Origin of the sequence: Deinococcus seoulensis (assembly GCF_014648115.1) — a bacterium.
In the GTDB taxonomy this organism is placed as follows: Bacteria; Deinococcota; Deinococci; order Deinococcales; family Deinococcaceae; genus Deinococcus; species Deinococcus seoulensis.
This window is the reverse complement of sequence record NZ_BMQM01000017.1, coordinates 39,200-63,506: the sequence shown is the minus strand read 5'-3', so window position 1 is coordinate 63,506 and position 24,307 is coordinate 39,200. Positions and strand designations below refer to the sequence as shown.

Below are 24,307 nucleotides of genomic sequence, written 5' to 3'. Positions count from 1 at the left end.
GCGGTCATCGTACGGGCAACGCCGCGCGAAGTCCTGCAACTTTGTCGTACTCGCCGTCCCATCGCAGCACGCCCGGGCGGACTTCCCGCAGCAGGCCGCCCAGGTGGCAGTCCACGAAGGACTGGTTCACGCCGACCGTGTAGCCGCTCAGGGCGCGCAGGTCGCTCATGCCCGGTTCTGCCGGGAGGCGTTCCAGGAGGGGGAAGCACTCGCCGTAGTTCACGTGGACGGGCGTGCGGTTGTCGTCGATCAGCTGGAAGAGCTTTTCCACTGTGGCGAAGTTCTGCTGCCGCCGTTGCTCGAGGATCTGGTGGGCGTCCGTCTGGAGGCGCTGATACATGGTGGCGTAGAACGCTTCGCTGACGCCGGGCTGGTCGAGGGTGTCGAGCACGCCGGGCTGGGCGAGGAGGGTGCGGGTGTGGGCGGTCAGGTCGCGGTACTCGTCGCTCGGGAGGGGCGTGCCTTCGGCGGGTTCGAAGATCAGCATGGTGCCGCGCGCATGCTTGAATTCACGGTTGCAGCGGCCGGCGGTCTGGATGAGACTGGGCAGCGGGCCGAGGGCGCGCGCCGTGAATGGGAAGTCAATGTCGACACCCGCCTCGATCACCTGCGTACTGATCAGGTGCACGGGTCGCAGGACGTTGAGTGCATCCTTCCCTTCCTGTGGCTGGAGTCGGGCTTTCACTTCCTGCAGGACGTCGTTGCGGTGCGCGCCGCACTGGAGGGTGCTGAGGTGGCGGGTGAAGGGCGCGGCGTCCGTGGCGAGGAAGTGGTCGAGCAGGGCGAGCGCGTCGGCGCGGGTGTTCAGGACGGTGAGCGTCTGGGCTTCACGGGTGAGGCGCTTGGTCAGGTCGGCCCAGGTGATGGGGCGGACCTCGCGGGTGAACGTGACGCGGCGCAGCCCCTGGAAGTGCCGTTCCTGCTGGTCGGGTGCCAGGACGGGGTGCACGTGCCTGAAACCCGTGAGGAAGGGCGTGTGGCCTTGCACGGCAGGGGGCGTGGCGGTGCACAGGAGGATGGTGGTGCCGTACGTTTCGCTGAGCTGCTCGAGCATCCGCACGACCGGGCCCGTAAAGGCGACGGGAATGGCCTGCACCTCGTCGAGGATGATGACGCTGCGCGCCAGGCGGTGGAGTTTGCGGACGCGGCCGGGATGAGCAGCGTGGAGGCTTTCGAGGAGCTGCACGAAGGACGTGACGATCACGGCGGCGTCCCAGTTCTCGGCGGCGAGTCGGAACGGGAAGGGCAGGCGTTCGGCGGGTGCGGCGGAGTGGTGTTCGAGGATGGGGAGGCCGCCGAGGAGGTCGCGGGTGACGCGGGCGGTCTGCGTGGTGATGCTGTTGAACGGCGCGGCAATGACCACGCGGTCGAACTGGTGGTAGGCGGCGTGCTCGAGGGCGAAGGCGAGGCTGGCGCGGGTCTTGCCTCCGCCGGTGGGTGTAGTGAGCTGGTACACGCCGGTGGGGCCGTGGGCCGCGTGGACGGCCGTGTCGAAGATGTCGCGCCGGATGACGTTCAGGGCAGTGTCGGGCGGGTCGTGGTGAAGGCTCTGGATGGAGGCACGGAAAGCCTGGATGAACTGCGGGAGGGTGGGTCCCTGTCGGGCGGCGGCGACGTGTGGGCGCCGGTACGCTTCGGTGTCGAGGAAGTCCGCGTCAGCCAGGGCGCTGAGGAGCAGGCGGGTGTGGAGCTCCAGGTCGAGGGGCGCGCGGGTTGATCTGGTCCCACGCGTGGACATGACGTCCGGGAAGGCGCCTTGCAGGAACGCCCGGATGGGGGGCAGAAGGGCGGGGTCACCGCGCTGGCGAAGGCCTTTGCGGAGGTCTTCGGTGTCCAGCAGGCCCTGGTGGTGACCGTAGATGGCGTTGACGACATCCCGGTCGTAGCCGAGTTCATGCGCGAGCAGAGCGCCGTGAATGGCGTGCGGTGGCCCGGGTGGGCGGGTGCGGCCAGCGGCAGAGTCGACCAGGTACTGCTGGAATGCGGGAGGGATCTTCCCGGCGTCGTGGAGGACGCCGACCGGGCGGGCCAGTTCAGGAACGCCGAGGGGTGCGAGGAAGGCTTCCAGGCCGGTGGCGACGTCGGCGGCGTGTGTGGTGAGTGGGTGCCAGGGGGTGCCGGGGTCTGTGGGCGTGTGCGCGAAAGGGCCTTCTGTCGACTTCACAGCAAACCTGACGTCAGGGTAGGCAGGGAGTTCATACCCCAGCGTAAGGGGTGAGGAGAAAGCCCGCAGCTGCATTGAAGAGGAGCGGTGCTGGCATGGGAGCATGCCCGGACGGCATGAGATCAGCGCGGAATGCCATGGGAAGTGGCCCCCGGCGCATGACGGTGGGCGGATCTGGGCACCGGAGCGCCGTACCAGATCTGGTAAAACGAAAATCCCGGCCTGCACGATCATTTCTCCACCAGGGCACGGTGCCCTGAGTGGAGGTTTCAATGGAAACAGCGGGTGTTCTGATGTTCGTGCTGGTCTTCTTCTGGTCGGGGCGCGGGTCGCCGGCGCAGGGGGACGCGGTCCTGGCTCTGGCGCAGGGGGCGCTGGGGTCGATGACGTTCCTGGCACTGGTGGACCGGGTGCTGCCGTTCGTGCTGGAGGTGCTGCGGTTGAGCGCCTGAGCGGATGGGGTGGGTGGGGGGACAGGTTGCCTGCCCCCCCACTTGCTATTTAATTGCGTATGTAATTAAACAGGGGCATGAAGACCATGACGCTCAGCCAGACCGACACCGGCTTCTACCCCACCTTCGGGCCGTTCTTCGTGTCCGCCGAGGTCCGTCAGGCGACCGGCAGCGCCATGACCAGCGAACCCACCTACCGCTGGACGGCCGTGCAGGACGCCGGGCAGACCGTCGCGTTCGCGGGCATCAAGCCCCAGAAGAACGGCGGGGCCGAGTTCATCGCCGTGTACGCCCAGGGCGGCAACGTGGACGCCAAGCGCCTCGCCGTGCAGGCCGCGCTCGACGACGCCAAGGGCCAGCGCCTGAGCCGCGTGAAGATCCTCGCCAAACTGGAGAACGCCGACTTCTACCGCGACCTCGGCTTCGAGAGCGGCGCCCTGCGCGGCGGGTTCATCGCCCTGGAGAAGACCCTGTGACCGGACCCGGCCGCCCCGTCGGACCGGAAGGGCGCACGCAGCGCGTCCAGGCCATGCTGACCGCGGACGTCACCACCATGGCCGCCAGCAGCCCGCGCGGCCTCCCCGCCATGATCCGGCACGCCCTGCGCATGCAGCACGCCCTCGACACCATCGGACCGCTCCCCGACGCCATGACCGAGGCGCGCGCCCTGGCCGACCTGCAACTCGTGCGCGACCTGCACCGTCAATCCTGGCACGCCCTGACCCACGCGGCCCGATTCAGCGTCTCCGTGACCGGCGACCGCCACAGCGAACGCGGCCCGGTCTACGCCTGGCGTGACGGGCAGTTCACGCGCGCCGAAACGGACCCGGACCCGGAACCCACCCGGCTCTACCTGATCCACGACGCGCTCTACGCCCCCGACTACCAGTTCCAGGTCGCTCCCCTGCACGTCCGCGCCCTCGAACGCATCCATGCCAACCCGGAGGCCATGACCCCATGACACAGCCCCGCCTGATCGACCCGGCCGCGCCCGACATCGCCACCCTCGCCGCGCAACTGGCCGAGGCCATCGCCGCACTGCCCAGCACCGACGCCCAGGTGCAGGCCCTGAACACCGCCCGCCGCGCCCTGCATGCCGTCAGTCCCCTGCGCCACCACCCCGTGGACCTCGTGGAGTGGGTGCCGGCCGCCGACGTGCAGGCGAACGCCTACAACCCCAACACCGTCGCGCCGCCCGAGATGCGCGCCCTGACCCGCAGCATCGAACGCAGCGGGTACACCATGCCGGTCGCCACCTGGCCGGGCGAGGAAGGGCAGCGCCGCGAGATCATCGACGGGTTCCACCGGACCCGCGTGGTCCTGGAACGCCCGAAGGTCCGCGCGAGCACGCACGGGTACCTGCCGGTCACGACGGCGCGCGGGGAGCGGCAGGACGTGGCGAGCCGCATCGAGGCGACCGTGCTGCACAACGAGGCGCGCGGGTCGCACTCGGTGCAGGGCACGCAGGACCTCGTGGAGGTCCTGCTGGCCCAGGGTGTGGCGCTCGACGACGTGGGCCGGGCGCTGGGCATGGACGCGGACGAACTGCTCCGCTACCGCCAGCGCGGCGGCCTGCTCGACGGGGTGGGCGAGACGTACAGCGAGGCGTGGGAGTGAAGATCCCGACCTGCTGACGCAGATTCAATACGACGCATTGCTTGATCTCAGGCTGGGTTTTCTGCACTTCGTGAGAATCCCGGAAGTGCAGATCCCGGCTGAACTTGTCAGCCAGAATGCAACTCGGCAGAAATTTCAGCATCAAACGCAATGGACAGCGGCAGGCGATTCTGGCAAATGCCAGGGCCGCCTGCCGCTGCTGTCAGTCGGGGATTGGACCGGCCAATTCAGGGCGTGAGAATCCGCGCGAGGCTCAGCAGGCCCCGCCAGCCTCTGGCCACGGCCGCCACGATCAGCATGAAGCCCAGGCCGGCGCTGGCCCAGGTGAACGTGACGGTGGACAGCAGATGACCGGCGGCCACTCCCAGCACGGCCAGGATGCCCAGGCAGGGCAGCGCGACGTGAATGCGGCCCGACCGCAGCGCACCGACGACCAGCATGATCCCCACGACCAACGCCACGCCGAGCAACGTAACGAACCCCGCATCTAGCAGGGACTGCGTGAACATATCAATGACGGGTTGCAGTGCTTCAGATGCTTGCTTGCGGCCTTCCAGGGTTGCGTCGGTGATGATGCTGCCGTAATCAATAGCTGTCGGTGCGGGTGTTGTCATGTCATCACTATGCGGTTCATTCACGGAAAGTTCCAGGCCAAATTTGCCTTCCAAAAAGTTGAACCGGCGTGTATTCTGATGGATCACGCCGATTGATTTAAGTGGGAATTTCTGTGGAGCATTCAGAAATTTTTGACTGTATTCATGGAGGCCGTAAACCGTTGCCGGTGACTTGGATTGCTTATGGGCGGCGGAACGTGCGAACGACTTCCCTCTACAGTGTCCGTCCGTGCTCGTCGACGCTGTGACCGCAGGTCTGGCACTCCCACCCTTCGTGCTGCCCGGTGGGGTCGTGGCGGAGTTCCAGGTACGCCGCGCTGCCGCACGCAGGGCAGTCCGGGCCGGGTTCGACCGGTGCGGGCGGGATGACGGTGAGCAGTTCCGCCAGGCGCGTCCGGGTCCGCTCTGGCAGCGTCAGCGCGGGCAGCGGCTCCTGACGGCCCGTGAGGTCCTCACCGGCGGCTCCGGCCGCGAATCGCTCGGCCAGTACCGTCAGCTGCGCCGTGCTGACCACCCCGCCCAGCAGGCGCGCGCCGGTCAGCGCCGGGGACACGCGGTAGTGCCCGATCGCGACGCCCTGCGCGGTCCCGACGTGCCGTCCATTCCACGTCAGGGCCGGGTGCCGCTGCCCCGGGCGCGTGACGAGCCCGACGCCTTCTGCGGGGGCGCGCAGGGTCTCGCTGATCGTGGCGTCCGGCATGAGGTCAGTCCTGGGGTGGTCCGACGAACTGCGCGCGGGTGAGGTGCAGGTCGAGCTGGGCGACGGCTGTGGCGTGACTGTGCAGGGCATCTCGGAGTTGGTGGGCATGGGCGGGTCGCTCCTGGTCGAGGGCGCGCAGCAGCGCGGCGTGGGTGCGGGTGAACTCGCGGAGGTGACGTTCGAGGGTGAGCAGTCGCTCGGTGGTCGTGCCGGGCGGCCCGAGGCGGGCGGCCGGGCCGGTCACGCGGCCACGTCCGGGGTGGGGTTCAGGGTGCGGTGCGCCTGCGCCAGGGCGTCCGCCTCGGCGTCTTCGCGGAACCACGCGATGCCGATGCCGACGACGCGCCCCTGGTACGTGGCGTCCACCTCCCAGCGGCCGTCCTCGTCATGGGAGGGCCACAGGTGAATCTGGTCACCCAGGGCGCCGCTCACAGGCCCGCTCCGGCGTACGCGATGGCCGCCTGCGCGTAGGCGTGCTGCGCGGCGTTCAGGCGTTCGCGCGCTTCATCCAGGGCCCGCTGGGCGGCGCTGACGGCCGGGGCGGGCGGGGTGGGCTGCGGCCCGGCGTTCACGTCCACGTCCAGCAGGATGGTCAGGCTGACGGCGCCGATACCGTCGATCAGGCGGGTGCCTTTCGTGCCGTGCCCGGCGCGGTCGCTCTTGCGGACGGGCGTGCCGGTCTCGATGTACGCGGCGGCGTCCCGGAAGGCCTCCTCGAAGCTGTAGCTGCTGCGGTGGCATTTGGTGGAATCGAAGTGGAAGGTCAGGTACGTGCTGGCCGGGGTGAAGATCAGGCTCACGGGGTCCCTGAGGCTCTCGCCGTTCATGCGGGCCAGGGCGTACCCGAGGGCTCCGGCGGCGCGCAGGGCCTCTTCGTGCGTGAGGGGGCGGGCGATCAGCAGGCCGATGGTGTCGAAGTCGCTGTCGATCTGGGGGAGGTTGTGAGCGTAAATCTTTACTGCATTTCCGTTCATGGCTAAATAGTAGAGCAATTGCTATACAAAGTCAATAGCAAAAGCTATAGTTGGCGGCGTATGAATGCATGCCCGACAATGAATTCATGAAGTGGAACGACGCTCAGGACGATATCCGCACCCGCATGGCCACGCAGCCCCGTGGCTATCAGGCTCAGCTGGCAGAGCAACTCCAGAAGACGCCAGGGTACGTGAATCAGATCATTACCGGTCGCCGCCCCATCCCTCTGGAACACCTCGACGAGATTCTGGCCAGCCTGAACATGGAATACGACGTCATCCTGCGCGACCGAGATAAAGGCGGGGTCGATAAGACAGAGGCCTGATGGCCTGGTGTCACAAATTTTTCCGCAACCCCTTCGCCGTCGTGTTACGCTCTGATCGTAATTGATTCCTGCCGCTTTCGAAGGAGACGATATGCCGATCCGTGAACAGCAACTCGCCAGCTGGACAAAGCGTTCCAGCGACCATGAAGAGGCAAAATGCGAACGGGCCGCCAGAATGATCCGTCAAGCACTCGCCCGGCACTCCGGCATGGAAGCCCGGGGGTACCGGATCATTCCGCAGGGTTCCTATCACAACAACACGAACGTTCGACTCGAAAGCGACGTTGATCTGTGCGTGGTTTTCGATGACGTAGCGGCAACAGATTTCACCTACGCGGACGGGGAAACCTTCGAGAGCCTTCGTCTCACACGCGCAGGCAGAGATTACCAGCAGGACCGAGACATGGTCGAAGAGGCCCTGCGCAGCACATTCCAGCGCAACATGACCCCAGGCAACAAGGCCTTCGATGTCCACAGCAACGAAGGGACCCGCGTGGATGCTGACGTGGTGGCCGCCTGGGGCTTCAACGGGTACAGCAAGCAGGCTGGAGTGATGTCCATCGAGGAGGGGATCGCCTTCTGGACACGCGACGGCCGCCGCATCGTGAACTTCCCTGAGCAGCATCACGAGAAGGGCAAAGGTAAGAACATCCGGACTGGCCGCGCGTACAAGAGGGCTACGCGCATCCTGAAGCGCCTGCGTTACCAGATGCTCGCGGAGAAGGTAGGCGCGGCTGATGGCGTGTCGTCGTTCCTGCTGGAGTGCGCTATGTACAACGTGCCGGATTGGTACTTTGCTCAGCTCACCTGGGGGCAGGCGATGGACATTGCCATCCAGTACATGATCGACGAGATCCAGGCCGGCCGCGCTGAAGAGTGGGTTGAGGTGAGCGAGAAAAAATGGCTGTTCAAGCCGACGTACAGCACCCCGAGCAACTGGCAGTCGCAGCAGCTGCTGGATTTTCTGGTCGACGCTGCTGAATACCTCGAAGCGTGATCCCGAATTACGCGCTGGAACTCCTGAAGCGACTCCTCGGGTGGCTTGGGCCCGTTGCCCTCGCCCTGCATCTCGCGCTCGTGTGGGCCGGTCAGCAGCCTGCGGTGCAGGCGTATCTGACGTGGACGCCGGACATCAAGACGTTCCTCAGTCTGTATGTGACGCTGTATGGCCTGGCCATTCTGGCATTCAACGGATTCGTCTGGCGTACGCCCTTGGGGCGACTGCTGGGCTGGAAGCTGCCGGATCTGCGCGGCACCTGGAAAGGCACCTTGGTTCCCGTGAGCCTTCCGAATAACATCCCGCTGCCGCCGGCGCCCATCCCGATTTATCTCGTGGTCCGGCAGTCGGCCTTCACGCTGAACATCACCCTCTACACAGGGGAAAGCTGCTCTCGGTCGCTCTCTGCTGAGTTCACGCGAACAGATGACGAGATCCAACTCGTCTACTGCTACCGCAACGAACCGGACCCGCAGCACAGGCACCGCAGTCAGATCCACACGGGGACGGCGCTGCTGGATATGGCCACGGTGTATCCCATCCGCATGAACGGCGCCTACTTTACGGATCGCCTGTCGCAAGGAACCATGCGGCTGGACGAATTCAATCCCCATCAGGCACACGACATGATTGACGCGCAGGGCTTTGTTTATGCCCCGCGCCGTCCACGTCGCTGATCCCTCCTCTCCCCTATCGCTGCGAGGCCTACTCTTCCCCGACTCGCCGGGCCACGCGGGCCCGTAGGTCGGGGTCGTCGCGGTACTCCTCCATGATCGCCTCAAGTACTCGTTCCAGGAGTACGCGGCGCCCGAGCTGGCCGCGCAGGTCCACGCTGGTCTGGTGGATCAGGGTCTGAAGGCTGGGGCGCATGCGGCTCCCGAAGTGCACGCGGGCTTCCGCGCTGACGGTCGGGGCGGGTGCGGCCACTGCGGGCACTGCCGCCGGGGCTGTGGGGGGCGAGGCGGGGGGCGGCGTGGGCGCAGGCAGGACCTGCTGAGTGGCCGCGTCCGCCGCCTGACCCTGCTCCAGCATCCGGCTGAGCGCCTCCCCTCGCCGTGGCTTGCCGGTCACACCAGACCCCGGATCTCAGTCCACAGCTGCGTGAAGTGCCACCACTTCGCCGTGGGCCGGGAGCCCTTCGCGTTCACGTACACCTCGCGGTAGGGGATCACGGTCTGCGCGACCGCGAGGCCCACGCCCTCCACCGCCTCGCGGGTCCGGCGGGTCTGCGCGGCCATCGTGCCCGCGTGGTTCAGGACGCCGATCACCTGCAGGTTCGGGTTCGCCTGGCGCGGCAGCTTCAGCAAGCCCAGCGTCTGGACGACCTGTGCCACGTCCCCGGACCCGATGTGCATCGGGATCACCACGAGATCCGCCACGCCCGCCGCCTGCATCACCACGTCCCGCGCGACCGGCGGCGTGTCGATGATCACCCATTCCGCGTCCCCGGCTTCCTCCAGGTCGTTCACGCGGTCGTCGAGACCCTTGATGTCCAGCTGCTCGACCCGCAGGGTCTCCCCCGTCAGGTTCGCTGCGTGCATCCACTGGGACGCGCTGGGTGTGGGGTCCAGGTCCAGCAGCACGGTGCGCCCGGCCTTCGCGGCCTCCCACGCCAGGGGCACTGCCGTCGATGTTTTCCCACTCCCGCCCTTCAGCCCGGTCACCGAGATCACTTTCATGCTCGTGAGCTTACTCGCTTTCTTAAGATTAATTCTACTCAATCGCGAGAAATTAATCTCGCAAGAAATTGAGCTTTTGAGTTTTCTCAAAAGCTCGCAAGCTCAAAAGATTTCTCACTCCAGGTCGAACAATTCCGCGTCGTTCACGCCGACACCCTCGTCCCACTCGATCAGGTGCAGCAGTGCGGCGGCCACCTGCGCGGCGCTCAACCCGTGCGCCCGGCTGGCGATCAGGCTCAGGCTCATGGGTCGCCCGTGCTCCCGCATCACGCGCAGCACCGCCTCCCGCGCCGCCGGGGTGGACTCGACACTGCCCGCTATCTGCCACAGCCGCTCCCGGCGGTACGTGCTCACGGTCGCTCCCGGTCCCGCCGTGCCCGTTCAATCCACGTCCACCCGAACGGCCCGACGACCAGGGCGAGCGCCCATGCCTCCCACGGCCAGCTGACCGGGCGCCTGCGGGACTCCCGGCCTGTGATGTACGCCCACATGCACAGCACGCCGCCCCCGGACCAGAGCAGCAGGAACAGGACCGCCAGTTGCGCGCGGGTCACGCTCCCTCCCCGCCCAGCGCACTCAGCAGCGCTAGGGCCAGAGCGTGCGCGGGCGTCTCGGCCATGCCCTGGAATGGTCGGGTCAACACCCCCCGTTCGACCTCCGCACCGAACCCATGACCCGGCAGGCCCGCCCAGACGCGCCACATCCACCCGCGCGCCTCGCACGCCTCGCGCAGGGCGGTCTCCAGCAGGCGTAGGTCGCGCAGGCCGAACCTGCTCACGTACCTGGGGTCCGGTCCGGCGAACCCGATGCACTCCCAGCTGTGCAGGCTGTTGATGCCCAGCACCATCACCCCGCACCCCCAGCCCCAGCCCCGCCCGCACCATCCGCCGCGTCGGCCTGAGCGAGAGCGGCGCGGGCCTGATCGGGAGAAAATGCGGCGTACATGGCTGCCTCGGCAGCACTGAGCCGTTCGTTGCCCGCCTCCCAATCGGCGTGAGTACCACGCTCATCCAGCTCTCTCAGGCGATCTTCTGCCGCCACCCACGCAGCCACCATCAGGCGGTACCGGGCCTCCGCCTCTGCCTGGGCGCGCAGGGCGGCCACGACCTCATCCGCATCCCCGGTCAACGTCCAGTGCCCGCTAGGGTGCTGCTCAAAATGATCAGCGATCACCTGCTCTAGCGGGGGCCGGGTCACGCTTCCACCATCCGCGCCATGCGGCGTGCGTCGTATTCATCCCAGTCCATGAGGGGTTCCGAAGAGCTGCCGTGGGTGAGATTGCGCTTCGCGAGCCGCTGCTTTCGCGCGTGCCGCTGGCCGCGATACAGGGCCCAACTGATCACCCAGATGCCCTGCTGCTCCGGGGTCATGACGGAACGGGTCACGACTGATCTCCGAGGGCGGCGCGGGCGCGTTTCAGGTGCGGCAGACTGTCCCGCTTCAGATCGGCCACCGCCTCGTCCAGCACGACCATTGGTGCGCCGCGCCCGTAGGCATCAATGACGTCCTGTTCGCACTGAATGGCAGCGTCCAGCGCCGCCCGCCACTGCGCCTCCCGTGCCTGCGCGGCAGCCAGAGCAGCGGCCGTCTCGACGAGCAGGGCGCGGTAGTCCGGTGGGCGCATCCAGTCGGGCGTGGGGCCATACATCAGGTCCTCGCCGCTCATGCAGTCCCGCCACGCGAGGGCAGTCTCGATGCGCTCAGGCAGGGGCGCGGGCTGGGGCTGGGGGGTGGTCATGCGATCAACTCCAGCTTCTCCGTGGCAAGGAATTCGCCGTCAGGGCAGGCGACCCATCGGGCGAGGCCGCGCCGGACCAGGCCGTCCGCGACCAGTCGGGACTCCTGGGTGTAGGCGCGCGTGGGCGTCGGCACGACCGTCAGGCAGTCCATGCCGCGCGGGCGGCGGTACAGGGCGTGCCCGGCGCGCAGGTCCTCGACAACGCCATTCATGCGGGGGGTGGGCAGGGTTGGGTTAGTCATGGAGTTCCGCCTTCAGGTGCGTGAGGTCGGGAATGCGGGTGATGCGTTCGTGCTGGGCAGCCTGGTTGTGCGGTTGGTCGATCAGGTGGACGCGCAGGCCGTTGCGGGCGGCGCTGAGGGCCTCGCGGCCGCTGTCCTCAACGAGGGTGATGTTGCTGAGGTGGTTCGGCCCGCCGTCCCGGTGGCTCCAGCCGACGGCGAGGCCTACCGCCTGGACGCTCTTGCAGGCGTGCTCGTCCGGCATGTGCCGCAGCAGGTAACTGGCGACCGGGAAGCCGTGCGTGGACAGCCACGTGTACGTGACGTCCCACATGCGGTGCGGGCGCCGCGTGACGTACCCCAGGAGCCGCCCGGCCTGCGCCACGCGGGTCACGGCGTCCAGCGCGCCGGGCAGGGGCTGCGCCTGACTGGCCACCTGCTCCCACTCCCGCAGGGCGGTGTCAGTGCGGTCGCAGCCGGTCGTGAACCCAAACTGCTCGTACGGCCCGTCGTTCCGGATGGCGTCCACGGGCAGGCCCAGGCGGGCGGCCAGGGCCACGCGCAGGGCTGGCAGGGCGCAGGTGAGGGTCCCGTCGATGTCGAACGCCACCCACAGAGGCCGGGACGCGCCGGTCACTGCTGCGCCTCGACGTGGCGTTGCAGGCCTGCAAGTCCCTGCCGGGAGAGGAGGAACTCACGCAGGGCCTGCACGTCGTCCGCTCCGATCGCCATGAAGGCCATGACGGGCTGCCCTGAGATGCCTTCCAGGATCCCGGCGGCCACTTTCGGCAGCTCGATCAGGGCTTCAGCGGCGGTGAGGGGGTCGCTGCTGCGGACGCTGGTGTCGGCCAGGACCATGAGGCGGCGGTGGTTGGCCATGCTCGCGCCAGGGTGCGGGCCGGTCACTGGTTACTCCGGGCGCGGCCGAGGTCGATGGCGGCGCGGAGCATACGGTCGGTGGCGTTGCGGCCTTTCCCAAAGGTGCTGCGGTGGTCGGTGACGCCGTCCTGCTGGGCCTGTTCGGTGAGGGTGTCCCAGATGGCGTGCATTTCTGCCCAGACGTGGTGGCCGGGGCGTTCGGCGAGGGCGCGGACGGCGTCGCGGGCCTGCGGGACGGCGCGGATGAGGCGCAGGCAGCGGCCCAGGTCGCCGTTGTCGTACGGGTAGTTGTGGACGCTGCCGGGTTCGTCGCGACCGGTCAGGATGCGGGCGATGCAGAGACTGCTGACGCCGGTGTCACCGCTGAGTGCCCAGTCGGCGAGGGCGACCAGGGTGGCGGTCGTGGCGATGGGGTTGCCGTTCACGTCGCGGGGACTGGTCAGCATCGGCGGCCGCCGTGGCGTTTGCCGCGTCCGGCGTTCGCGTCGAGGATGCCGCGCACCACGCCGGTCGGGACGCCGGGGTACGGGAGTTCGCAACTCATGACGTGCGTGGTCTCCTCGAGGAGCCGGGCGAGGTCACGGATCAGGTCGTCCTGAACGCTGGCGTCCGGGGCTTTCCGGTACGTTTCCAGCGCGGCGCTGGCCAGGGCGTGCAGGCGGGCGTCCTGGTGGGTGCGGGTGGCGCGGACGACCAGGCGGGCGGGCAGCGCGGGGCGGACGCTGGTCAGGCGTGGGCGGGTCAGGGCGTGCTGGAGGGCGCCGGGGTTGATCAATTCGCACAGGTCCATGCAGCGGACGATGACGTCCCCGAGTTCGCGGGCGCGGGCGTCCCGGTCGCGTTCCAGGTGCGCTTCGGTGATCTCGCTGTGGATCAGCGCGATGAACTGCGGGACCTGCGCGAGCGTGAAGTCGGTACCCCAGTCGTTGCGGGCGTTGACCTGGCGGGTGCGGGTGGCGAGCTGCTGGATGGTGTAGTTCATGCGACCTTCTTGTGGCGTTCGGGGGTGGGGGCGTGGCGGAAGAGGATGGACGCGCCGACGGGACGCAGGGCGAGCAGGTGGTGCGCTTCGAGCAGCGAGAGGGCCTTCTCGACGCGCGGCCAGGGCCAGCGGGTCTGTTCCATCAGCGCCTGCCGGGAGAGGCTGCTGTCGCGTTCCGTGGCGGCGCTCAGGAGGCCCTGGACGGCCTCGGCGTCCGGCGTGAGGGGCCGGGCGGGCACGCGGGGCAGGCCGCTGCGGACTGCTGCGTACGTGGTGACGCGCGAGCGCATCGTGGTGGGCGTGATGAGCAGCGCCTCCTGCGTTTCGTGCACGAGGTACGCGAGGGCTTCGCGGGCGGCCGTGACGCTGAGCGTGGGGACGGCGCCGAGGATCGTCAATTCCGGCAGGGGTTCCGGGGCTGCCCGCAGGACGGTGAGGATCTGCGCGGCGGCGGCGGTGACGGTCACGCGGCGGCGGGCGGTGGTGTCGCGCTGCCGGGCGCGGCGGGCCGCCTCGCTGGCGTCCGTACCTGCTTCCAGTTCGCGGGTTTCGCGGGCGGTGCGGGTGGGTGGCCACGCGCGGAACCGGTACTCGAAGCGGGGCCGGTCGGGGCGGTGGTCGGGAGCGTGCTGGCGGTCGAGGAGGCCGGTGCGGTGCTGGTACGCGGCCTGCTTGGCGTAGTTGCCGGTGCCTTCCATGCCGAGCAGTTCGCGCAGCTGCGTGACGGTGATCCACTGTCCGGCGTTGGCGTGCGCGACGCGCAGGATCATGTGCCCGCGCCCGGCCGTTTCCGGCGCGGCAGGGTTGAGCGGGGCGGTCACAGCGTCACGCCCTGCGCGGTCAACTGGCGGCGCACGCGTTCCTGCACGGTGTCGTCCGGGCAGAAGAAGCCCAGCGCGCCCCGGCAGGGGATGGGGTCGGTCAGGCGGACGGGGTGGGCGACGTGCAGGTGCACGGCTCCACGGGCAGCCCAGCCGCTGGTGGGTTCACCGTCCACCATGACGGCCTGGATGGTGATGACGCCCAGGACCGCGCCGAGGGTGCAGTCGGCCTTCAGGAGGCGCTGCCCGGTCAGGGCGCGGACGACGGGCACGCCGCTGTCGTCGAAGGTCTTCCCGGCGTGCAGCATCAACCGCCGGCCGACGAGACGGCGGGCCTGGGCGAGCAGACCGGGGCTGCGGTGCCACTCGCGGTTCTCAACGTCCTTCCCGAAGTCCAGGATGGCGGTACTCCAGGGCTCCTGAACGCTGAGGGCGAGGAGGGGGGCGGGCAGGTTGGTCATGCGCGCACCTGGTCCTTCTCGCGGCGGGCCGCGCACTCCGGGCAGGTGCAGACCATCTGGCCGATGGTGGTCTGCACGCGGTTCAGGGTGGTCAGCAGGGCCCGCGCGTCCCCGCTGACCAGGCTGGGGCTGTTCTCGCCGGGGCGGGCGGTGATGATGGCGACGCTGAAACCGGCGGCGCGCAGGTCGGCGGCCAGGGTGTCCATGCGGGCCTGCAGGTCAGGGGAGAGCTTCTCGCTGATCGTGCCTGCGGGGATGGGTTCGCCGTCGTGGTAGAGGCGGGTCACGCGGCGTCCTGGGCGAGGAGGGGGCGGATGCTGGCGCGCAGGTGGGCGCGGCGGGCCTCGTCGGTCGGGTACTCGGCGGACCACGCGACGATCAGTTCGCTGCGCTGGACGGTCTGCTCGCCGGTGAGGTGGTCGCCGTCGGCGCGGGTGGGGATGCCGTGCGCGGTGAGGTACACGGCGCAGCTCATGGCGGCCAGGCGGGGGTTCAGGGTGGGGGTGGGCATGGCGGTGACCTCCAGGGCAGCAGGGGCGGGAGCAGGGGCGGGTTCGGGTTCAGGGGTGGCCGTGCGGGCGGCCGCGAGCTGAGCCTCGAGGCGTTCGCACTCCTCGTTCAGGTGCCCGACGGTGGCGGCCAGGGTCCGTTTGTCCTGCTCCAGCTGGTGGATCTGGTTGCGGGTATCCCGGTCGCGGTTGATGGTCGCGGCCCGCTCGGCGGCCAGGGTGCGCTTCAGGTCCGCGAGGGCCTGCTCGTGCGCGGCGCGTTCGCGGGCGAGCTGGGCGCTCGCGGCGTCCAGTTGCCGGCGGGCCTCGCTGGCGTCCGCCTGGGCCTGATCGGCGGCGCGCAGGGCCATCTGAAGGTCCGCCTCGATCTGTTCGCGCAGCGTGGCCTCGCGGGCGTCCAGTTCCGCCTTGCGGGTGTTCAGGTCAGCCACGCAGCGGTCGTAATCGGCCTTCATCTCGCGGTCGGCCTGTGCGATCAGGCTCTGGATGTCCGCGTCCTTCTGTTCGACGCGGAGGCGGGCGGTCTCGCGGACGTACTCCAGTTCGCTGTTCAGGGTGATGAACAGCTGCTCGTCGAACTGCGTGACCTGCGCGTTGATGTCGCTCACGGCGACCTTCGACCCGCCGCGGATGAGGCCTGCCACGCCGGACTGCACGCAGCTGAGCGCGAGGCGGATCAGGGGCGCGGAGGCGGTGTCGGTCTGCTGCGCCAGGAGGCGGTTCAGGAGGTGTTCCGCGTCGCGCACGTACCGGCCGAGTTGCGCGTCGGGCATGGTGCGGATGACGTTCTCGATGCGCCGCGCGGCGTGCTCGCTCCGGGGGGTGAGTTCCACCCGGTCGAGGTGCAGGGTGATGTCGTGCTCGCCGACGGCGTACGCCTTGAGGCGGTGGTCCTTGCGGCGCAGGGAGGACTGCACGGCCTGCGCGATCAGGTACCGGCTGCCGAGGGCGTTCACGCGGCCACCCCGTCCGCCCGGGCGGGCGCGAGCGTGAAGTGCTGGAGCATCCCGGTCCGGCTCCAGCGGAGGCGTCCCTGGGCGTGCAGGACCGCGAGGGCCTCCTCGACCTCCTCGCGGGGCAGGCCGGTGACGGTGACCATGTTGCTGATCGTGTCCCGTTCGCTGCGGTCCGTGACGCGGGTCAGGTGCGCCTCGACGACCCGGCCCCCTGCGGTCAGGTGGTCACGCTGCGGGGCGGGCAGTTCCAGGGTGTCGCGGGCGTACGCGACGCGACTGGCGGGCGTCGGGCCGGGCACGCGGCGCAGCGTACCGGCCTCCTCGAGGTACCCGAGTGCGGCGCGCAGGTGGCTGAGCTGCATGGCGGGGAGCTTGGCGCGGAGGTCCGTTTCCGTCATGGGTTTCTTCCCGAGGACGGCGCTGACCTTCGCGGCGTTCTCGCGGACGCGGGCCTTGAGTTCCTCCTGGCTGATGGGGCTGACGCCGCTGACGGGGTCCGGTTCGGCGGCGGGCGGGGGCGTGCGGACCTGCGCGCGCGCGGCGGGTTTCGCGGCCTTCCGGGCGGGCGGCGCGGCGGCCTTGCGGGCCTGGGTGGACGTTTCGGGGCGGGGGCGGGCGCTGCTGGGCGTGGGGTCCGGGTCGGGTTCCGGTTCGGGGGTGGGTTCCTCCTCGTCCTGACCTTCGACCTGCGTGAGGGCGTAGGCGTGCAGTTCGCGCAGGTACGCGACGCCGCTGGGTGTCAGGGTGTGCGTGTACTGCCCGGCCAGGCCTTCCCGGCGGATCTGGAGGGCCTGCATGCCCGCGTTCAGGATCCCGCCGACCGGGCCGCTCTTGAAGCCGGTGCGGGCGAGGATGCTGCTGGAGGTCGTGCCGGGGTGCTGGAGGACGTCCAGGAACACCCTGGCGCGTTTGCTGAGGTCGAACTCGGCGGGGAACACGAGGTCCAGGGTGTTCGTGGGGGCGGGTTCGGACATCTCGGCCAGCGGCGCGGGGGTGGGCTGCGCTTCGGGCTCCGGCGCGGCGACGACCGGCGCGGCGGGTTCCTGCGGGGTGACGGTGACGGGTTCGAGCGTGCCGATCAGGTCCGTCAGGCCGTCCGGGGTGGGGGCAGGGTCGGCCTGGGCGGGTTCAGCCTGGGTGGGCTCGGCGCGGTCGGCCAGGCCGAGCAGCGGCGCGATGGAGTACTCGATGTCGCGCAGCAGGTCTGCGGCGTGCATGGCGGCCGTGAGGCGGCCCGTGGCGATGTCCCGGCGGGCCTGCGCGTCGCGGATGGTGGCGTCATGCTCGCCGATCTCGGCGCGCAGGTCGTCGATCAGGTGCGCGCGGCTTTCCAGGACGGCCATGCGGGCGCTGAGGCTCACGCCGGCGGGCAGGTCGGTGTCGAGAGCGGCGTAGGCGTTCTGGTGGGGGGTGGGGTCGGTCATGCGGGGCTCCATTCGCCGAACAGCGTCGGCATGCACGTGGGGGCGGAGAGGACGGGCGCATCGGGCAGGGGCGGGTCGGGCGGCTGCATGGGCGGTTCAGGGGACGGGGCATCCTGCGTGGGCTGGGCGGGCGTGTCCAGCGGCGTCCACTGCCCGGGCCGCGCGAGGCTCTCGCCGTTGCGGGCGCGGACCAGTGCGGCGCGCGTGCCGTCCGGCCAGGCCAGGAGGGTGATCACCACCCCGGCACCCAGGTGCGGGACCGTGACGCTGGCCCCGACTTCCGGAAGGTCCGGCGTGACCGCCTGCGCGGGTGAGTCCGTGGGGGCGTGCCCGGCCCGTCCGGCGGCGATCTGGGCGAGGTGGTCGGCCATGCTGCGGCGCGTGACGATGCACCCCTGGGCGCGCATGGTGCGGGCGAACAGCTCCCCGAGCCCGGCGGGGTGGTCGCAGGTGACGGCGTGCAGGTACCCGCGTGCGTTGTGGGCGGTGAGGACGTCCATCAGGCGGCCCGCCGGGGGTGGGTGCGGGCGCGCTGCTTGACCCAGGCCCTGGCGCGGTCCCAGCCCCGGTACCAGTGGTGCCGTTCGCGGGCGTTCCCGCCGTGTGCGCGGGGCCGCTGGCGCATGTAGGCGTGCCAACCTGCTTCCAGTACCAGGGCGTCCGCGAGGGTGCGGGCGTACCCGACGACCTCCCCGCCGACCACAGCGACGGCCACGCGGTCCGGCTGGTTCCCCTGCGGGGCGGCCATGAACTGAAGGCGGTTCAGGTCACGCATCGGCGGCCTCCCCGTTCAGGTCGGTGATTACGCGCGTGGGCAGGACGAAGGTGGTGGCCACGATGGCGCCCGCCGCGTTCAGTGCCGCGCCGACCTCCGCCGGGGACGCCTCGTGAGCCACGGGGCCGTTGACGGCGATCAGCTGGTTGCGGTCCGTGAAGCGGATGCTGAGGCGGACGGGCGTGGTGACGGGCAGCCCGAACACGGCGAGCAGGGCGCTGGCGTACATGACCTGCGCCGGGTGGCCAGGGTGACCCAGCAGCTGGCGGAAGTCGGACTTGAACTCCAGCTCGAAGTGCACGGCCGGGATGAAGGCAGGCTCAGTCATCGTCGGCCTCGGGGCGCAGGGGCCGGGGCAGGAAGCCACGCGCAGCCAGGGTGGGGGCTTCTTCGAGCAGCATCGAGCGCAGGTACTCGTCCGTGGTGTTGGCCCGGTCGCCCAGGCCCGCGTCGTCCCAGATCTCCTGAAGGGCGAGCGTGTCGCAGCCTCCCAGGAAACCTTCCGTCAACGTGAACGGGTCCAGGTTGCCCAGCGCGGTCGGGGCGGCGGTGTTCGAGAAGCTCAACTCGCGGTGGAAGTACCCGTAGAACAGCGTGTCGAGGTCCGCGCCGGTCAGGGTGAGCAGCAGGCGCAGGATCTCGGTGGCAACCGCGAGTTCCGCCGTCTCATCCTTGGGCTCGGCGCCCAGGGTCCAGCCGTCCCCGTTGCGTTTCAGGTGCGTGCTGAACAGCAGTTCCAGACGGTCGGCCGCGCGGGTGAGTTCAGGCGTGATGTGCGGGACTTCGCGGTCCAGCATGCTGTCGAGGATGTACGCGGCCTGCAGGCGGCGGCGACGGTCAGGGCCGGTCAGGGCCGCGTCAACGCGGATGTCATCCAGGGACCACGGGGCCGGGTACCTGGGCGCGGCGGGCCGGTCTGCCTGGGGAGCGCTGGCCTGGGCCGCGCCGGGCTGGGTGGCCGCGCCCTGGGGGGTGCTGGTGTTCGCACCGCTGTCCGGGGTTGGGTTCTTGACGCTGTACCCACTGTCGGGCAGCGGGGACCAGCTGCGGCGGGCGCCGATGTTCTCCCAGCGTTCCATCTCGCCGCTGTTCTTGACGCTGTACGCGACGCCGTTGCCGGTTTCGCCGTAGTGGTGGCGCATGGCGTTCAGCACGACCTCCGCGAACGCCGCGCCGCCCGCCACGTCCTGATCCGCCAGGACCCGCGCGTGCCGGAGCTGGCACTCCATGGCCTGCGCCGGATCCTGGAAGTACGGTTCCACGTCGTCGAACAGGTCCGCCTCGACGACCCCGCCGGTGTACCAGGCGGGAGGGAACTGCCGGTGCCGGACGAGGAACAGGTTGTTCGGGAGGTGCTTGCGGATGTGCTCCGGGGGGTACAGGCGCGGGTTGCTGCGCAGGTACCCGTTCCAGACGGCCTCCTGCACTTCCGGCGCGACCGTGACGAGGACTTCCACCTGCGCGAGCGTCAGGTTGCCGGTGTTGAACTCGTCACGCAGCAGCGGCGACAGGGCGCGGCTGATCTGGATGCGGCGCACGACGGTCCGGCGGGTGTACCCGAACTTCGCGGCGATGTCCTCGATGGGACTGCCGTGATCCGCGAGGGCGGCGAAGGCGTCGGCCTCCTCGATGGGGGTCATGCGGCGCCGCTGGACGTTCTCGGCCGTGGCGACCTCCAGCAGTTCCAGGTCCGTGAGGTCCTGCACCAGGACGTTCACGGGGGTGCTGGCCGGCCATTCCAGCCACTCGTGCCCGTCCACCTCGAAGCCCTGGGTGAGCAGTCCAATGGCGCGCCAGCGGCGCTCCCCGGCGGCGATCTCGAAGTGGCCGGGGCGGTCGGGGTGGGGGCGGGCGACGAGGTTCTGCTGGAGGCCCTTGCGGTAGATGCTCACGGCGAGTTCCCGCAGGCTGTCCGCGTCGAAGTGCTTGCGGGGGTTGAGGCTGCTGTTCAGGACGCGGTTCCAGGGCACGGCCTGCAGGCCCAGGGTGGGCGCTTCGAACTGCGGTACTTCGAACTGCGGGGCGGCGTCGGGAGTGCGCTGGGGCACTTCGATCTGCGCGGGAGCTGGGGTCTGCGCGTCCAGTTGCCGCCCGAGCGCCTTGTCGCACTTCGAGCAGCGCTGCACGTCGGCGTGCGGGTCGGTGTTCACGATATCGGTGCCGTCGGGGACCATGCGGCCGCACAGGACGCGGGTGCCGTCACCCCAGTGGGCGAGGTGGGAGTTGTTGGGGTGCATCCAGCCGTGGCTGGGGGCGGGGGCCTGCTGGTCGGCGCTGGGCGCGTCGGTGGCGGTCACGGGTTCCTCCGGGGTGGCGGCGCGGGGCGCGCGGGCGATGGCGCAGTCTTCGGCGGGCACGTGGTGCTCCTCGCCGTCCACGTCGATGTCGACGATCAGGACGCTGCGGTCGATGATGCTGGGGCGAACACGGATGACCGTGCCGGTCACGGGACCGCTCAGGCTGGGGCCGGTGACGGTCTGGCCAGCGCGGAAGGTCACCGGGCACCCCCGAACAGCGGCCCGAATTCCGGCTGGATGGCGTGGCGCTTGCGGGTACCAGCGCGTCGCTCCGCAGCTGCGGACAGTTCCGCCAGGGCCAGCGCGAGGTCGGCGCGGCGGGTCACGACGAGGTACGCGGGGTTCACGATGCGCTCGCCGGGCACGCGGGCGTTCACGAGGGTGACGCTCAGGCCAGCGCGAGTGACCGTCCAGTCCCCTTCGAACAGCGGCAGTCCGTGCGGCTCCATCAGACGCCCGTGCACGTCATCCCCGACCTGAAGGGGGTGATCGATGCGGCCGGCGCGGGGCGTGATGTCGGCGCGGGCGGCCTGGACTTCGCCCTGACCGTGGACATGCACGGTCAGCGACGGGGCAGGCTCTCCGGCGTCGAGCAGGACCACGCTGGGGATGTACAGGCCGGGCTCGGCACGGTAGGACACGAACTGGCCAGTCAGCCAGGTTTCCGGCAGGAGGCGACGGCGGCTCACGCGGCCCCCACGAACAGTTCCTGGAACACGCGCAGGAATCGCTCCTGGCGCATGACCTCGGCGACGTGCGCGCGGCGTTCCTCGGCGGTGGGCCAGGGTTTCGCCTGGTGCCAGTGGACGTTCTGCCACGCCCAGTTCACGGTCATGCGCAGCGTGTCGCCGCAGATGACGGTGGCCGGGACGCCCCAGAGGGTCAGGTTGATGTAGCTGGCGTAGCAGCTGGTCTGGCTGAGGTCCTGCACCGTCCAGCGCAGGTGCAGGGGGCTGACGCCGTGGTTGGTGAGGTGCTCCGCGAACGCCAGGACCATGCCGCTGGTGCCGCAGGCGGGTTCGTTCGCGGTCAGGATCTCGCCGGGCGTGAACATGGCGCGCGGGTCCTGCGCCGTCATCAGGTCCACCATCAGGCGGTTCAGGCAGAAGGGAGTGAAGAATTCGCCCCGGTCCTGTTTGTCCAGTTTGTGGCCGATCTCCATGTACAGCGGCCCCAGCAGGTCCAGGAACGGGCGGTGCTCCATGTCCACGACCAGCTGGCGGAACGCGCGCACGATCACGTCCAGGTCGTGGGCGTTCAGGCCCCCAATGGTGTCGAGGTACAGGGCCTCAGCGCGGCCGCCGGTCAGGGCGCACGCGCCGGCGGTGACCATGCGGCGGTACGCCTCGCTGACGCGGATCTGCTGGGCTTCCTGAAGGATGCGCGCGAAGGGCAGCTTGAGCGGATCGCCGACCAGTCCGGTCGCGGCCTGCTGCGCGCCCCGGTCGCGGTCCATGGCGGTCTTCAGGCGGCTCACAGCAGTTCCCCGTCGCGTTCGGCGGCGCGGGCGTACATCAGGAGATTCGTGGCGATCTCGACGGCCTCAGCGCTCGTGAGAATGGCAGCCTGACGACCCGTGCTGTTCTGAATCATCAGGCGCACGTCGCCCCCATCGTTCAGTTCGGTCCACACGCTGACGCCGTCCTCAGCTCCGACGCAGCTTGCACGGTTGAGCATGCTGACGACACTCGGGTCGCAGGTGCTGCACAGGTCCTCGTCGATCCAATCGCAGCCGCCTTCGCAGGCCCACTGGTCGGTGCAGCCGCAGGTGCGGCAGCTGCGGGCGCCGCTCAGGCGGGCGTACTCGCGGCGGGCGGTGGCGTCCGTGTCGTCGTTCAGGCTGGGGTAGTACCGCAGGTCGTCGAAGTGGATGAGTCCGGCGTCCTTGAAGGCGTCCAGCGCGGCCGCCACGACGCCCGCGCGTACTTCCAGGGCGCGGGTCAGTTCGGCGCGCGTCACGCCGCTGCCGTGGTACACGTGGTGCAGGATCTCGGCGGCGTCTGCGTTCGGGGCGGTCAGGGCGCTGCTCACGCGGCACCTGCCAGGGCCTGCGCGGGCGTCTGGGGGCGGTTGAGCATCAGGGCGCCGCAGTCGCGGAACGTGCCGTCCACCAGTTCACTCAGCGCGATCAGGTGCGCCTGCGGGCGCAGGGGTGCGGGTTTGCGGTACATGACCAGGAAGGCCAGCGCGGACGGCGCGACCGCCTGCTTGGCGTACCCGCCGCAGCGGTACTGCGCCAGGGCCGTGATGGGCGCCTGGACGGTCATGCGCGCGTCCCGGAGCGTGCCGAGCTGAACGCAGGTCGTCGAGACGCGCTTTCCGGTGGCGATGGCCAGCGCGGTGCTGGTCAGGGGGGACATGGGCAGCAGGACGCGCAGCAGGCGACGCTGCTGGTGCGCGGGCGCGCGGTTCGCGGGGCGGCGGCGGTTCAGGGCGCGGGCCGCCTGCCGCTGCTGCCGGGCGTTCGTGCGAGTCACTGGCGACCGCCGGGCAGGTCCACGTACTCGCGGATCGGGCCGGGCGCGGCGTACAGGGCACGCACGAACAGCAGCACTCCCGCGATCAGCCCGGCGGCGGACAGCAGGCGCGTGGGTCCCTCGACCAGGACGACACTGATGGTCAGGGCCAGGACGCTCACCATGCCCAGCCCGGCCAGCGCGAACGGCAGTTCACGGCGGCGGAACACCCGCCAGCGGCGCACGAGGCGGCTGGGGCGGGCGGCGCGGCGTTCGTGGGCGGCGTACACGGGCACGGTGGTCACGGGTGCGGGGTGGGTGGTCATGCGGCGCTCCTGTCGGCGAGGGTGAGGGGGAGGGGCTGCTTGGCGCTGTACTCACGGCGGTGGAGCTGCATCTGGGCCAGGACGTTCCGGCGGGCCTGGAGCCAGATGGCGCGGTTGGGGCTGTCAGGGCCGCCTTCGGCGATCGCTTCGCGCAGCTCGCGTTCGAACTCGTACAGGTCCTGGAGGCGGTCGGGCATCAGTTCGAGCGCTCCAGTTCGAGGGCGCGGCGGGCCAGTCGGGCCAGGCGTGCGGCGCGCAGGCTCAGGTGGGCGCGTTCGGGCGTGCAGGGGTCGGCGTGCAGCTCGGCGATGAACACCACCCAGTAGCGGCCCTGGTACTCCTCGAGGCGGGTGAGGCGCTGCGGGCCGGTGACGACCCAGTCGGCGCGGTAGTGGGCGGCGGTCACGCGGCCACCTGCGCGGCGCGGCGGGCGAGGAACGCGGCGGCGGTCTGGGCGAGGTGCTCGCTGGCTTCCTCGAACCCGTGGACGTTCATCCCGGCGTACCGGCAGTTGTAGTGGACCTTGCCTTCGCCCTTGCGGTTGCGGCGGACGGCTTCGATCACGCGGTACTCGACGCGGCGGCCGGTGTCGCGGTGCGTTACCGTGACCGTGTAGATCAGGGTGCGGCCCATGTTGCTGAACTCGGTGTGGAACCACTCCAGGCTGTACTCGGCGCCGTCCACGGTGATCACGCAGGTGGGGTTCAGGATGTTGAACGCCGCGCCGTGCAGGCGGGCCTCGTTCACGATCAGGGCGAGGTTGAAGCGGGGGGCGGTCTTGACGGTCGGGGTGGCGTGCGTCATGCTGGACCTCGGTTCCCCCTCCCTTGAATTTCGCTCTGCCGGGCGTTCGGGTTGGGGGATTCGCCGTTTTTCTCGGGCTTGACCAGAGTATAAACTGAGTTTAGTCTATGACGCAAGACCTAAACTAAGTTGAGG

The 24,307-nt window shown here is 69.7% G+C and carries 43 protein-coding genes; 7 read left to right on the top strand and 36 right to left on the bottom strand.

Going from position 1 to position 24,307, the window contains the following annotated elements:
* Positions 1–4: 4 nt before the first annotated feature.
* Positions 5–2,164, bottom strand: a complete 2,160-nt coding sequence (locus IEY70_RS12945; RefSeq protein WP_189065446.1) for a CRISPR-associated endonuclease Cas3'' — start codon at positions 2,162–2,164, stop codon at positions 5–7.
* Positions 2,165–2,436: 272 nt separating this feature from the next.
* Between IEY70_RS12945 and IEY70_RS12940 the strand changes: the two genes are divergently transcribed.
* The 4 genes from IEY70_RS12940 to IEY70_RS12925 all read left to right on the top strand — a co-directional run bounded on the left by IEY70_RS12940 (position 2,437) and on the right by IEY70_RS12925 (position 4,233).
* The gene (locus IEY70_RS12940) at positions 2,437–2,616 is read left to right on the top strand and encodes a hypothetical protein (RefSeq protein WP_189065445.1); all 180 of its coding nucleotides are present in this window, start codon (positions 2,437–2,439) and stop codon (positions 2,614–2,616) included.
* Positions 2,617–2,693: 77 nt separating this feature from the next.
* On the top strand, positions 2,694–3,092 hold the full coding sequence (locus IEY70_RS12935; protein WP_189065444.1) for a GNAT family N-acetyltransferase: 399 nt from the start codon (positions 2,694–2,696) through the stop codon (positions 3,090–3,092).
* Positions 3,089–3,577 (top strand): hypothetical protein, encoded by a 489-nt coding sequence (locus IEY70_RS12930; protein WP_189065443.1) that lies wholly within the window; start codon positions 3,089–3,091, stop codon positions 3,575–3,577. Before IEY70_RS12935 ends, IEY70_RS12930 begins: the two co-directional genes overlap by 4 nt.
* Entirely contained in the window at positions 3,574–4,233 is a 660-nt protein-coding gene (locus IEY70_RS12925; protein ID WP_189065442.1) for a ParB N-terminal domain-containing protein, read from the top strand. The genes IEY70_RS12930 and IEY70_RS12925 overlap by 4 nt, the downstream gene beginning before the upstream one ends.
* A gap of 227 nt (positions 4,234–4,460) precedes the next feature.
* Here the strand turns inward: IEY70_RS12925 and IEY70_RS12920 are convergent, their stop codons facing one another.
* The 5 genes from IEY70_RS12920 to IEY70_RS12900 form a co-directional block, all read right to left on the bottom strand.
* The gene (locus tag IEY70_RS12920; protein ID WP_189065441.1) at positions 4,461–4,847 is read right to left on the bottom strand and encodes a hypothetical protein; all 387 of its coding nucleotides are present in this window, start codon (positions 4,845–4,847) and stop codon (positions 4,461–4,463) included.
* A gap of 214 nt (positions 4,848–5,061) precedes the next feature.
* Complete coding sequence (locus IEY70_RS12915) at positions 5,062–5,547, bottom strand: hypothetical protein (protein ID WP_189065440.1); 486 nt, start codon at positions 5,545–5,547, stop codon at positions 5,062–5,064.
* A 4-nt stretch (positions 5,548–5,551) separates the two neighbouring features.
* Positions 5,552–5,791 (bottom strand): hypothetical protein, encoded by a 240-nt coding sequence (locus IEY70_RS12910; protein ID WP_189065439.1) that lies wholly within the window; start codon positions 5,789–5,791, stop codon positions 5,552–5,554.
* Complete coding sequence (locus IEY70_RS12905) at positions 5,788–5,979, bottom strand: hypothetical protein (protein ID WP_189065438.1); 192 nt, start codon at positions 5,977–5,979, stop codon at positions 5,788–5,790. Before IEY70_RS12905 ends, IEY70_RS12910 begins: the two co-directional genes overlap by 4 nt.
* Positions 5,976–6,521 (bottom strand): hypothetical protein, encoded by a 546-nt coding sequence (locus tag IEY70_RS12900; RefSeq protein WP_189065437.1) that lies wholly within the window; start codon positions 6,519–6,521, stop codon positions 5,976–5,978. Before IEY70_RS12900 ends, IEY70_RS12905 begins: the two co-directional genes overlap by 4 nt.
* A gap of 86 nt (positions 6,522–6,607) precedes the next feature.
* Between IEY70_RS12900 and IEY70_RS12895 the strand changes: the two genes are divergently transcribed.
* The 3 genes from IEY70_RS12895 to IEY70_RS12885 all read left to right on the top strand — a co-directional run bounded on the left by IEY70_RS12895 (position 6,608) and on the right by IEY70_RS12885 (position 8,521).
* Complete coding sequence (locus IEY70_RS12895; RefSeq protein ID WP_189065436.1) at positions 6,608–6,847, top strand: helix-turn-helix domain-containing protein; 240 nt, start codon at positions 6,608–6,610, stop codon at positions 6,845–6,847.
* Positions 6,848–6,908: 61 nt separating this feature from the next.
* Positions 6,909–7,844 carry a nucleotidyltransferase-like protein gene (locus IEY70_RS12890; RefSeq protein ID WP_189065435.1) on the top strand — a complete coding sequence of 312 codons (936 nt, stop codon included), beginning with the start codon at positions 6,909–6,911 and terminating at the stop codon, positions 7,842–7,844.
* The gene (locus IEY70_RS12885) at positions 7,841–8,521 is read left to right on the top strand and encodes a Cap15 family cyclic dinucleotide receptor domain-containing protein (protein WP_189065434.1); all 681 of its coding nucleotides are present in this window, start codon (positions 7,841–7,843) and stop codon (positions 8,519–8,521) included. The genes IEY70_RS12890 and IEY70_RS12885 overlap by 4 nt, the downstream gene beginning before the upstream one ends.
* A gap of 28 nt (positions 8,522–8,549) precedes the next feature.
* On the opposite strand, the gene IEY70_RS12880 is transcribed toward IEY70_RS12885, so the two are convergent.
* The 30 genes from IEY70_RS12880 to IEY70_RS12735 all read right to left on the bottom strand — a co-directional run bounded on the left by IEY70_RS12880 (position 8,550) and on the right by IEY70_RS12735 (position 24,172).
* Positions 8,550–8,915, bottom strand: a complete 366-nt coding sequence (locus IEY70_RS12880; protein WP_189065433.1) for a hypothetical protein — start codon at positions 8,913–8,915, stop codon at positions 8,550–8,552.
* Positions 8,912–9,523 carry an AAA family ATPase gene (locus tag IEY70_RS12875; protein WP_189065432.1) on the bottom strand — a complete coding sequence of 204 codons (612 nt, stop codon included), beginning with the start codon at positions 9,521–9,523 and terminating at the stop codon, positions 8,912–8,914. The genes IEY70_RS12880 and IEY70_RS12875 overlap by 4 nt, the downstream gene beginning before the upstream one ends.
* A 114-nt stretch (positions 9,524–9,637) precedes the next feature.
* Positions 9,638–9,877, bottom strand: a complete 240-nt coding sequence (locus IEY70_RS12870; protein WP_189065431.1) for a hypothetical protein — start codon at positions 9,875–9,877, stop codon at positions 9,638–9,640.
* Positions 9,874–10,077: a hypothetical protein gene (locus IEY70_RS12865; RefSeq protein ID WP_189065430.1), complete on the bottom strand. Its 204-nt coding sequence runs from the start codon at positions 10,075–10,077 to the stop codon at positions 9,874–9,876. Before IEY70_RS12865 ends, IEY70_RS12870 begins: the two co-directional genes overlap by 4 nt.
* Entirely contained in the window at positions 10,074–10,370 is a 297-nt protein-coding gene (locus IEY70_RS12860) for a hypothetical protein (RefSeq protein ID WP_189065429.1), read from the bottom strand. The genes IEY70_RS12865 and IEY70_RS12860 overlap by 4 nt, the downstream gene beginning before the upstream one ends.
* Positions 10,370–10,720, bottom strand: a complete 351-nt coding sequence (locus tag IEY70_RS12855; protein WP_189065428.1) for a hypothetical protein — start codon at positions 10,718–10,720, stop codon at positions 10,370–10,372. Before IEY70_RS12855 ends, IEY70_RS12860 begins: the two co-directional genes overlap by 1 nt.
* Positions 10,717–10,908, bottom strand: a complete 192-nt coding sequence (locus tag IEY70_RS12850) for a hypothetical protein (RefSeq protein ID WP_189065427.1) — start codon at positions 10,906–10,908, stop codon at positions 10,717–10,719. The genes IEY70_RS12855 and IEY70_RS12850 overlap by 4 nt, the downstream gene beginning before the upstream one ends.
* Positions 10,905–11,261 (bottom strand): hypothetical protein, encoded by a 357-nt coding sequence (locus IEY70_RS12845; RefSeq protein ID WP_189065426.1) that lies wholly within the window; start codon positions 11,259–11,261, stop codon positions 10,905–10,907. The genes IEY70_RS12850 and IEY70_RS12845 overlap by 4 nt, the downstream gene beginning before the upstream one ends.
* Positions 11,258–11,503, bottom strand: a complete 246-nt coding sequence (locus tag IEY70_RS12840) for a hypothetical protein (RefSeq protein ID WP_189065425.1) — start codon at positions 11,501–11,503, stop codon at positions 11,258–11,260. The genes IEY70_RS12845 and IEY70_RS12840 overlap by 4 nt, the downstream gene beginning before the upstream one ends.
* Complete coding sequence (locus IEY70_RS12835; protein WP_189065424.1) at positions 11,496–12,119, bottom strand: HAD family hydrolase; 624 nt, start codon at positions 12,117–12,119, stop codon at positions 11,496–11,498. Before IEY70_RS12835 ends, IEY70_RS12840 begins: the two co-directional genes overlap by 8 nt.
* Positions 12,116–12,361 (bottom strand): hypothetical protein, encoded by a 246-nt coding sequence (locus tag IEY70_RS12830; RefSeq protein ID WP_189065423.1) that lies wholly within the window; start codon positions 12,359–12,361, stop codon positions 12,116–12,118. Before IEY70_RS12830 ends, IEY70_RS12835 begins: the two co-directional genes overlap by 4 nt.
* A gap of 23 nt (positions 12,362–12,384) precedes the next feature.
* Positions 12,385–12,807, bottom strand: coding sequence for a hypothetical protein (locus IEY70_RS12825; RefSeq protein ID WP_189065422.1), 423 nt, complete (start codon positions 12,805–12,807; stop codon positions 12,385–12,387).
* On the bottom strand, positions 12,801–13,343 hold the full coding sequence (locus IEY70_RS12820) for a nucleoside triphosphate pyrophosphohydrolase family protein (RefSeq protein WP_189065421.1): 543 nt from the start codon (positions 13,341–13,343) through the stop codon (positions 12,801–12,803). The genes IEY70_RS12825 and IEY70_RS12820 overlap by 7 nt, the downstream gene beginning before the upstream one ends.
* The gene (locus tag IEY70_RS12815; protein ID WP_189065420.1) at positions 13,340–14,164 is read right to left on the bottom strand and encodes a hypothetical protein; all 825 of its coding nucleotides are present in this window, start codon (positions 14,162–14,164) and stop codon (positions 13,340–13,342) included. Before IEY70_RS12815 ends, IEY70_RS12820 begins: the two co-directional genes overlap by 4 nt.
* Positions 14,161–14,625, bottom strand: a complete 465-nt coding sequence (locus tag IEY70_RS12810; RefSeq protein WP_189065419.1) for an ASCH domain-containing protein — start codon at positions 14,623–14,625, stop codon at positions 14,161–14,163. The genes IEY70_RS12815 and IEY70_RS12810 overlap by 4 nt, the downstream gene beginning before the upstream one ends.
* Complete coding sequence (locus tag IEY70_RS12805) at positions 14,622–14,912, bottom strand: hypothetical protein (protein ID WP_189065418.1); 291 nt, start codon at positions 14,910–14,912, stop codon at positions 14,622–14,624. Before IEY70_RS12805 ends, IEY70_RS12810 begins: the two co-directional genes overlap by 4 nt.
* Positions 14,909–16,090 (bottom strand): hypothetical protein, encoded by a 1,182-nt coding sequence (locus IEY70_RS12800; RefSeq protein ID WP_189065417.1) that lies wholly within the window; start codon positions 16,088–16,090, stop codon positions 14,909–14,911. Before IEY70_RS12800 ends, IEY70_RS12805 begins: the two co-directional genes overlap by 4 nt.
* Positions 16,087–17,514: a hypothetical protein gene (locus tag IEY70_RS12795; protein ID WP_189065416.1), complete on the bottom strand. Its 1,428-nt coding sequence runs from the start codon at positions 17,512–17,514 to the stop codon at positions 16,087–16,089. Before IEY70_RS12795 ends, IEY70_RS12800 begins: the two co-directional genes overlap by 4 nt.
* Positions 17,511–18,014, bottom strand: coding sequence for a hypothetical protein (locus IEY70_RS12790; protein ID WP_189065415.1), 504 nt, complete (start codon positions 18,012–18,014; stop codon positions 17,511–17,513). The genes IEY70_RS12795 and IEY70_RS12790 overlap by 4 nt, the downstream gene beginning before the upstream one ends.
* Positions 18,014–18,289, bottom strand: coding sequence for a hypothetical protein (locus tag IEY70_RS12785; RefSeq protein ID WP_189065414.1), 276 nt, complete (start codon positions 18,287–18,289; stop codon positions 18,014–18,016). The genes IEY70_RS12790 and IEY70_RS12785 overlap by 1 nt, the downstream gene beginning before the upstream one ends.
* Complete coding sequence (locus IEY70_RS12780; protein ID WP_189065413.1) at positions 18,282–18,617, bottom strand: hypothetical protein; 336 nt, start codon at positions 18,615–18,617, stop codon at positions 18,282–18,284. The genes IEY70_RS12785 and IEY70_RS12780 overlap by 8 nt, the downstream gene beginning before the upstream one ends.
* A complete protein-coding gene (locus IEY70_RS12775; RefSeq protein ID WP_189065412.1) occupies positions 18,610–20,787 on the bottom strand; it encodes a ParB/RepB/Spo0J family partition protein in 2,178 nt (725 codons plus the stop codon). Before IEY70_RS12775 ends, IEY70_RS12780 begins: the two co-directional genes overlap by 8 nt.
* Complete coding sequence (locus tag IEY70_RS12770) at positions 20,784–21,275, bottom strand: hypothetical protein (RefSeq protein WP_189065411.1); 492 nt, start codon at positions 21,273–21,275, stop codon at positions 20,784–20,786. The genes IEY70_RS12775 and IEY70_RS12770 overlap by 4 nt, the downstream gene beginning before the upstream one ends.
* Positions 21,272–22,063 carry an N-6 DNA methylase gene (locus tag IEY70_RS12765; protein WP_189065410.1) on the bottom strand — a complete coding sequence of 264 codons (792 nt, stop codon included), beginning with the start codon at positions 22,061–22,063 and terminating at the stop codon, positions 21,272–21,274. Before IEY70_RS12765 ends, IEY70_RS12770 begins: the two co-directional genes overlap by 4 nt.
* Positions 22,060–22,617, bottom strand: a complete 558-nt coding sequence (locus IEY70_RS12760; RefSeq protein ID WP_189065409.1) for a MarR family transcriptional regulator — start codon at positions 22,615–22,617, stop codon at positions 22,060–22,062. Before IEY70_RS12760 ends, IEY70_RS12765 begins: the two co-directional genes overlap by 4 nt.
* Entirely contained in the window at positions 22,614–23,063 is a 450-nt protein-coding gene (locus IEY70_RS12755) for a hypothetical protein (RefSeq protein ID WP_189065408.1), read from the bottom strand. The genes IEY70_RS12760 and IEY70_RS12755 overlap by 4 nt, the downstream gene beginning before the upstream one ends.
* Positions 23,060–23,368 (bottom strand): hypothetical protein, encoded by a 309-nt coding sequence (locus IEY70_RS12750; protein ID WP_189065407.1) that lies wholly within the window; start codon positions 23,366–23,368, stop codon positions 23,060–23,062. Before IEY70_RS12750 ends, IEY70_RS12755 begins: the two co-directional genes overlap by 4 nt.
* Positions 23,365–23,565: a hypothetical protein gene (locus tag IEY70_RS12745; protein ID WP_189065406.1), complete on the bottom strand. Its 201-nt coding sequence runs from the start codon at positions 23,563–23,565 to the stop codon at positions 23,365–23,367. The genes IEY70_RS12750 and IEY70_RS12745 overlap by 4 nt, the downstream gene beginning before the upstream one ends.
* Complete coding sequence (locus tag IEY70_RS12740) at positions 23,565–23,774, bottom strand: hypothetical protein (protein WP_189065405.1); 210 nt, start codon at positions 23,772–23,774, stop codon at positions 23,565–23,567. Before IEY70_RS12740 ends, IEY70_RS12745 begins: the two co-directional genes overlap by 1 nt.
* Entirely contained in the window at positions 23,771–24,172 is a 402-nt protein-coding gene (locus IEY70_RS12735; protein WP_189065404.1) for a hypothetical protein, read from the bottom strand. Before IEY70_RS12735 ends, IEY70_RS12740 begins: the two co-directional genes overlap by 4 nt.
* Positions 24,173–24,307 lie beyond the last annotated feature (135 nt).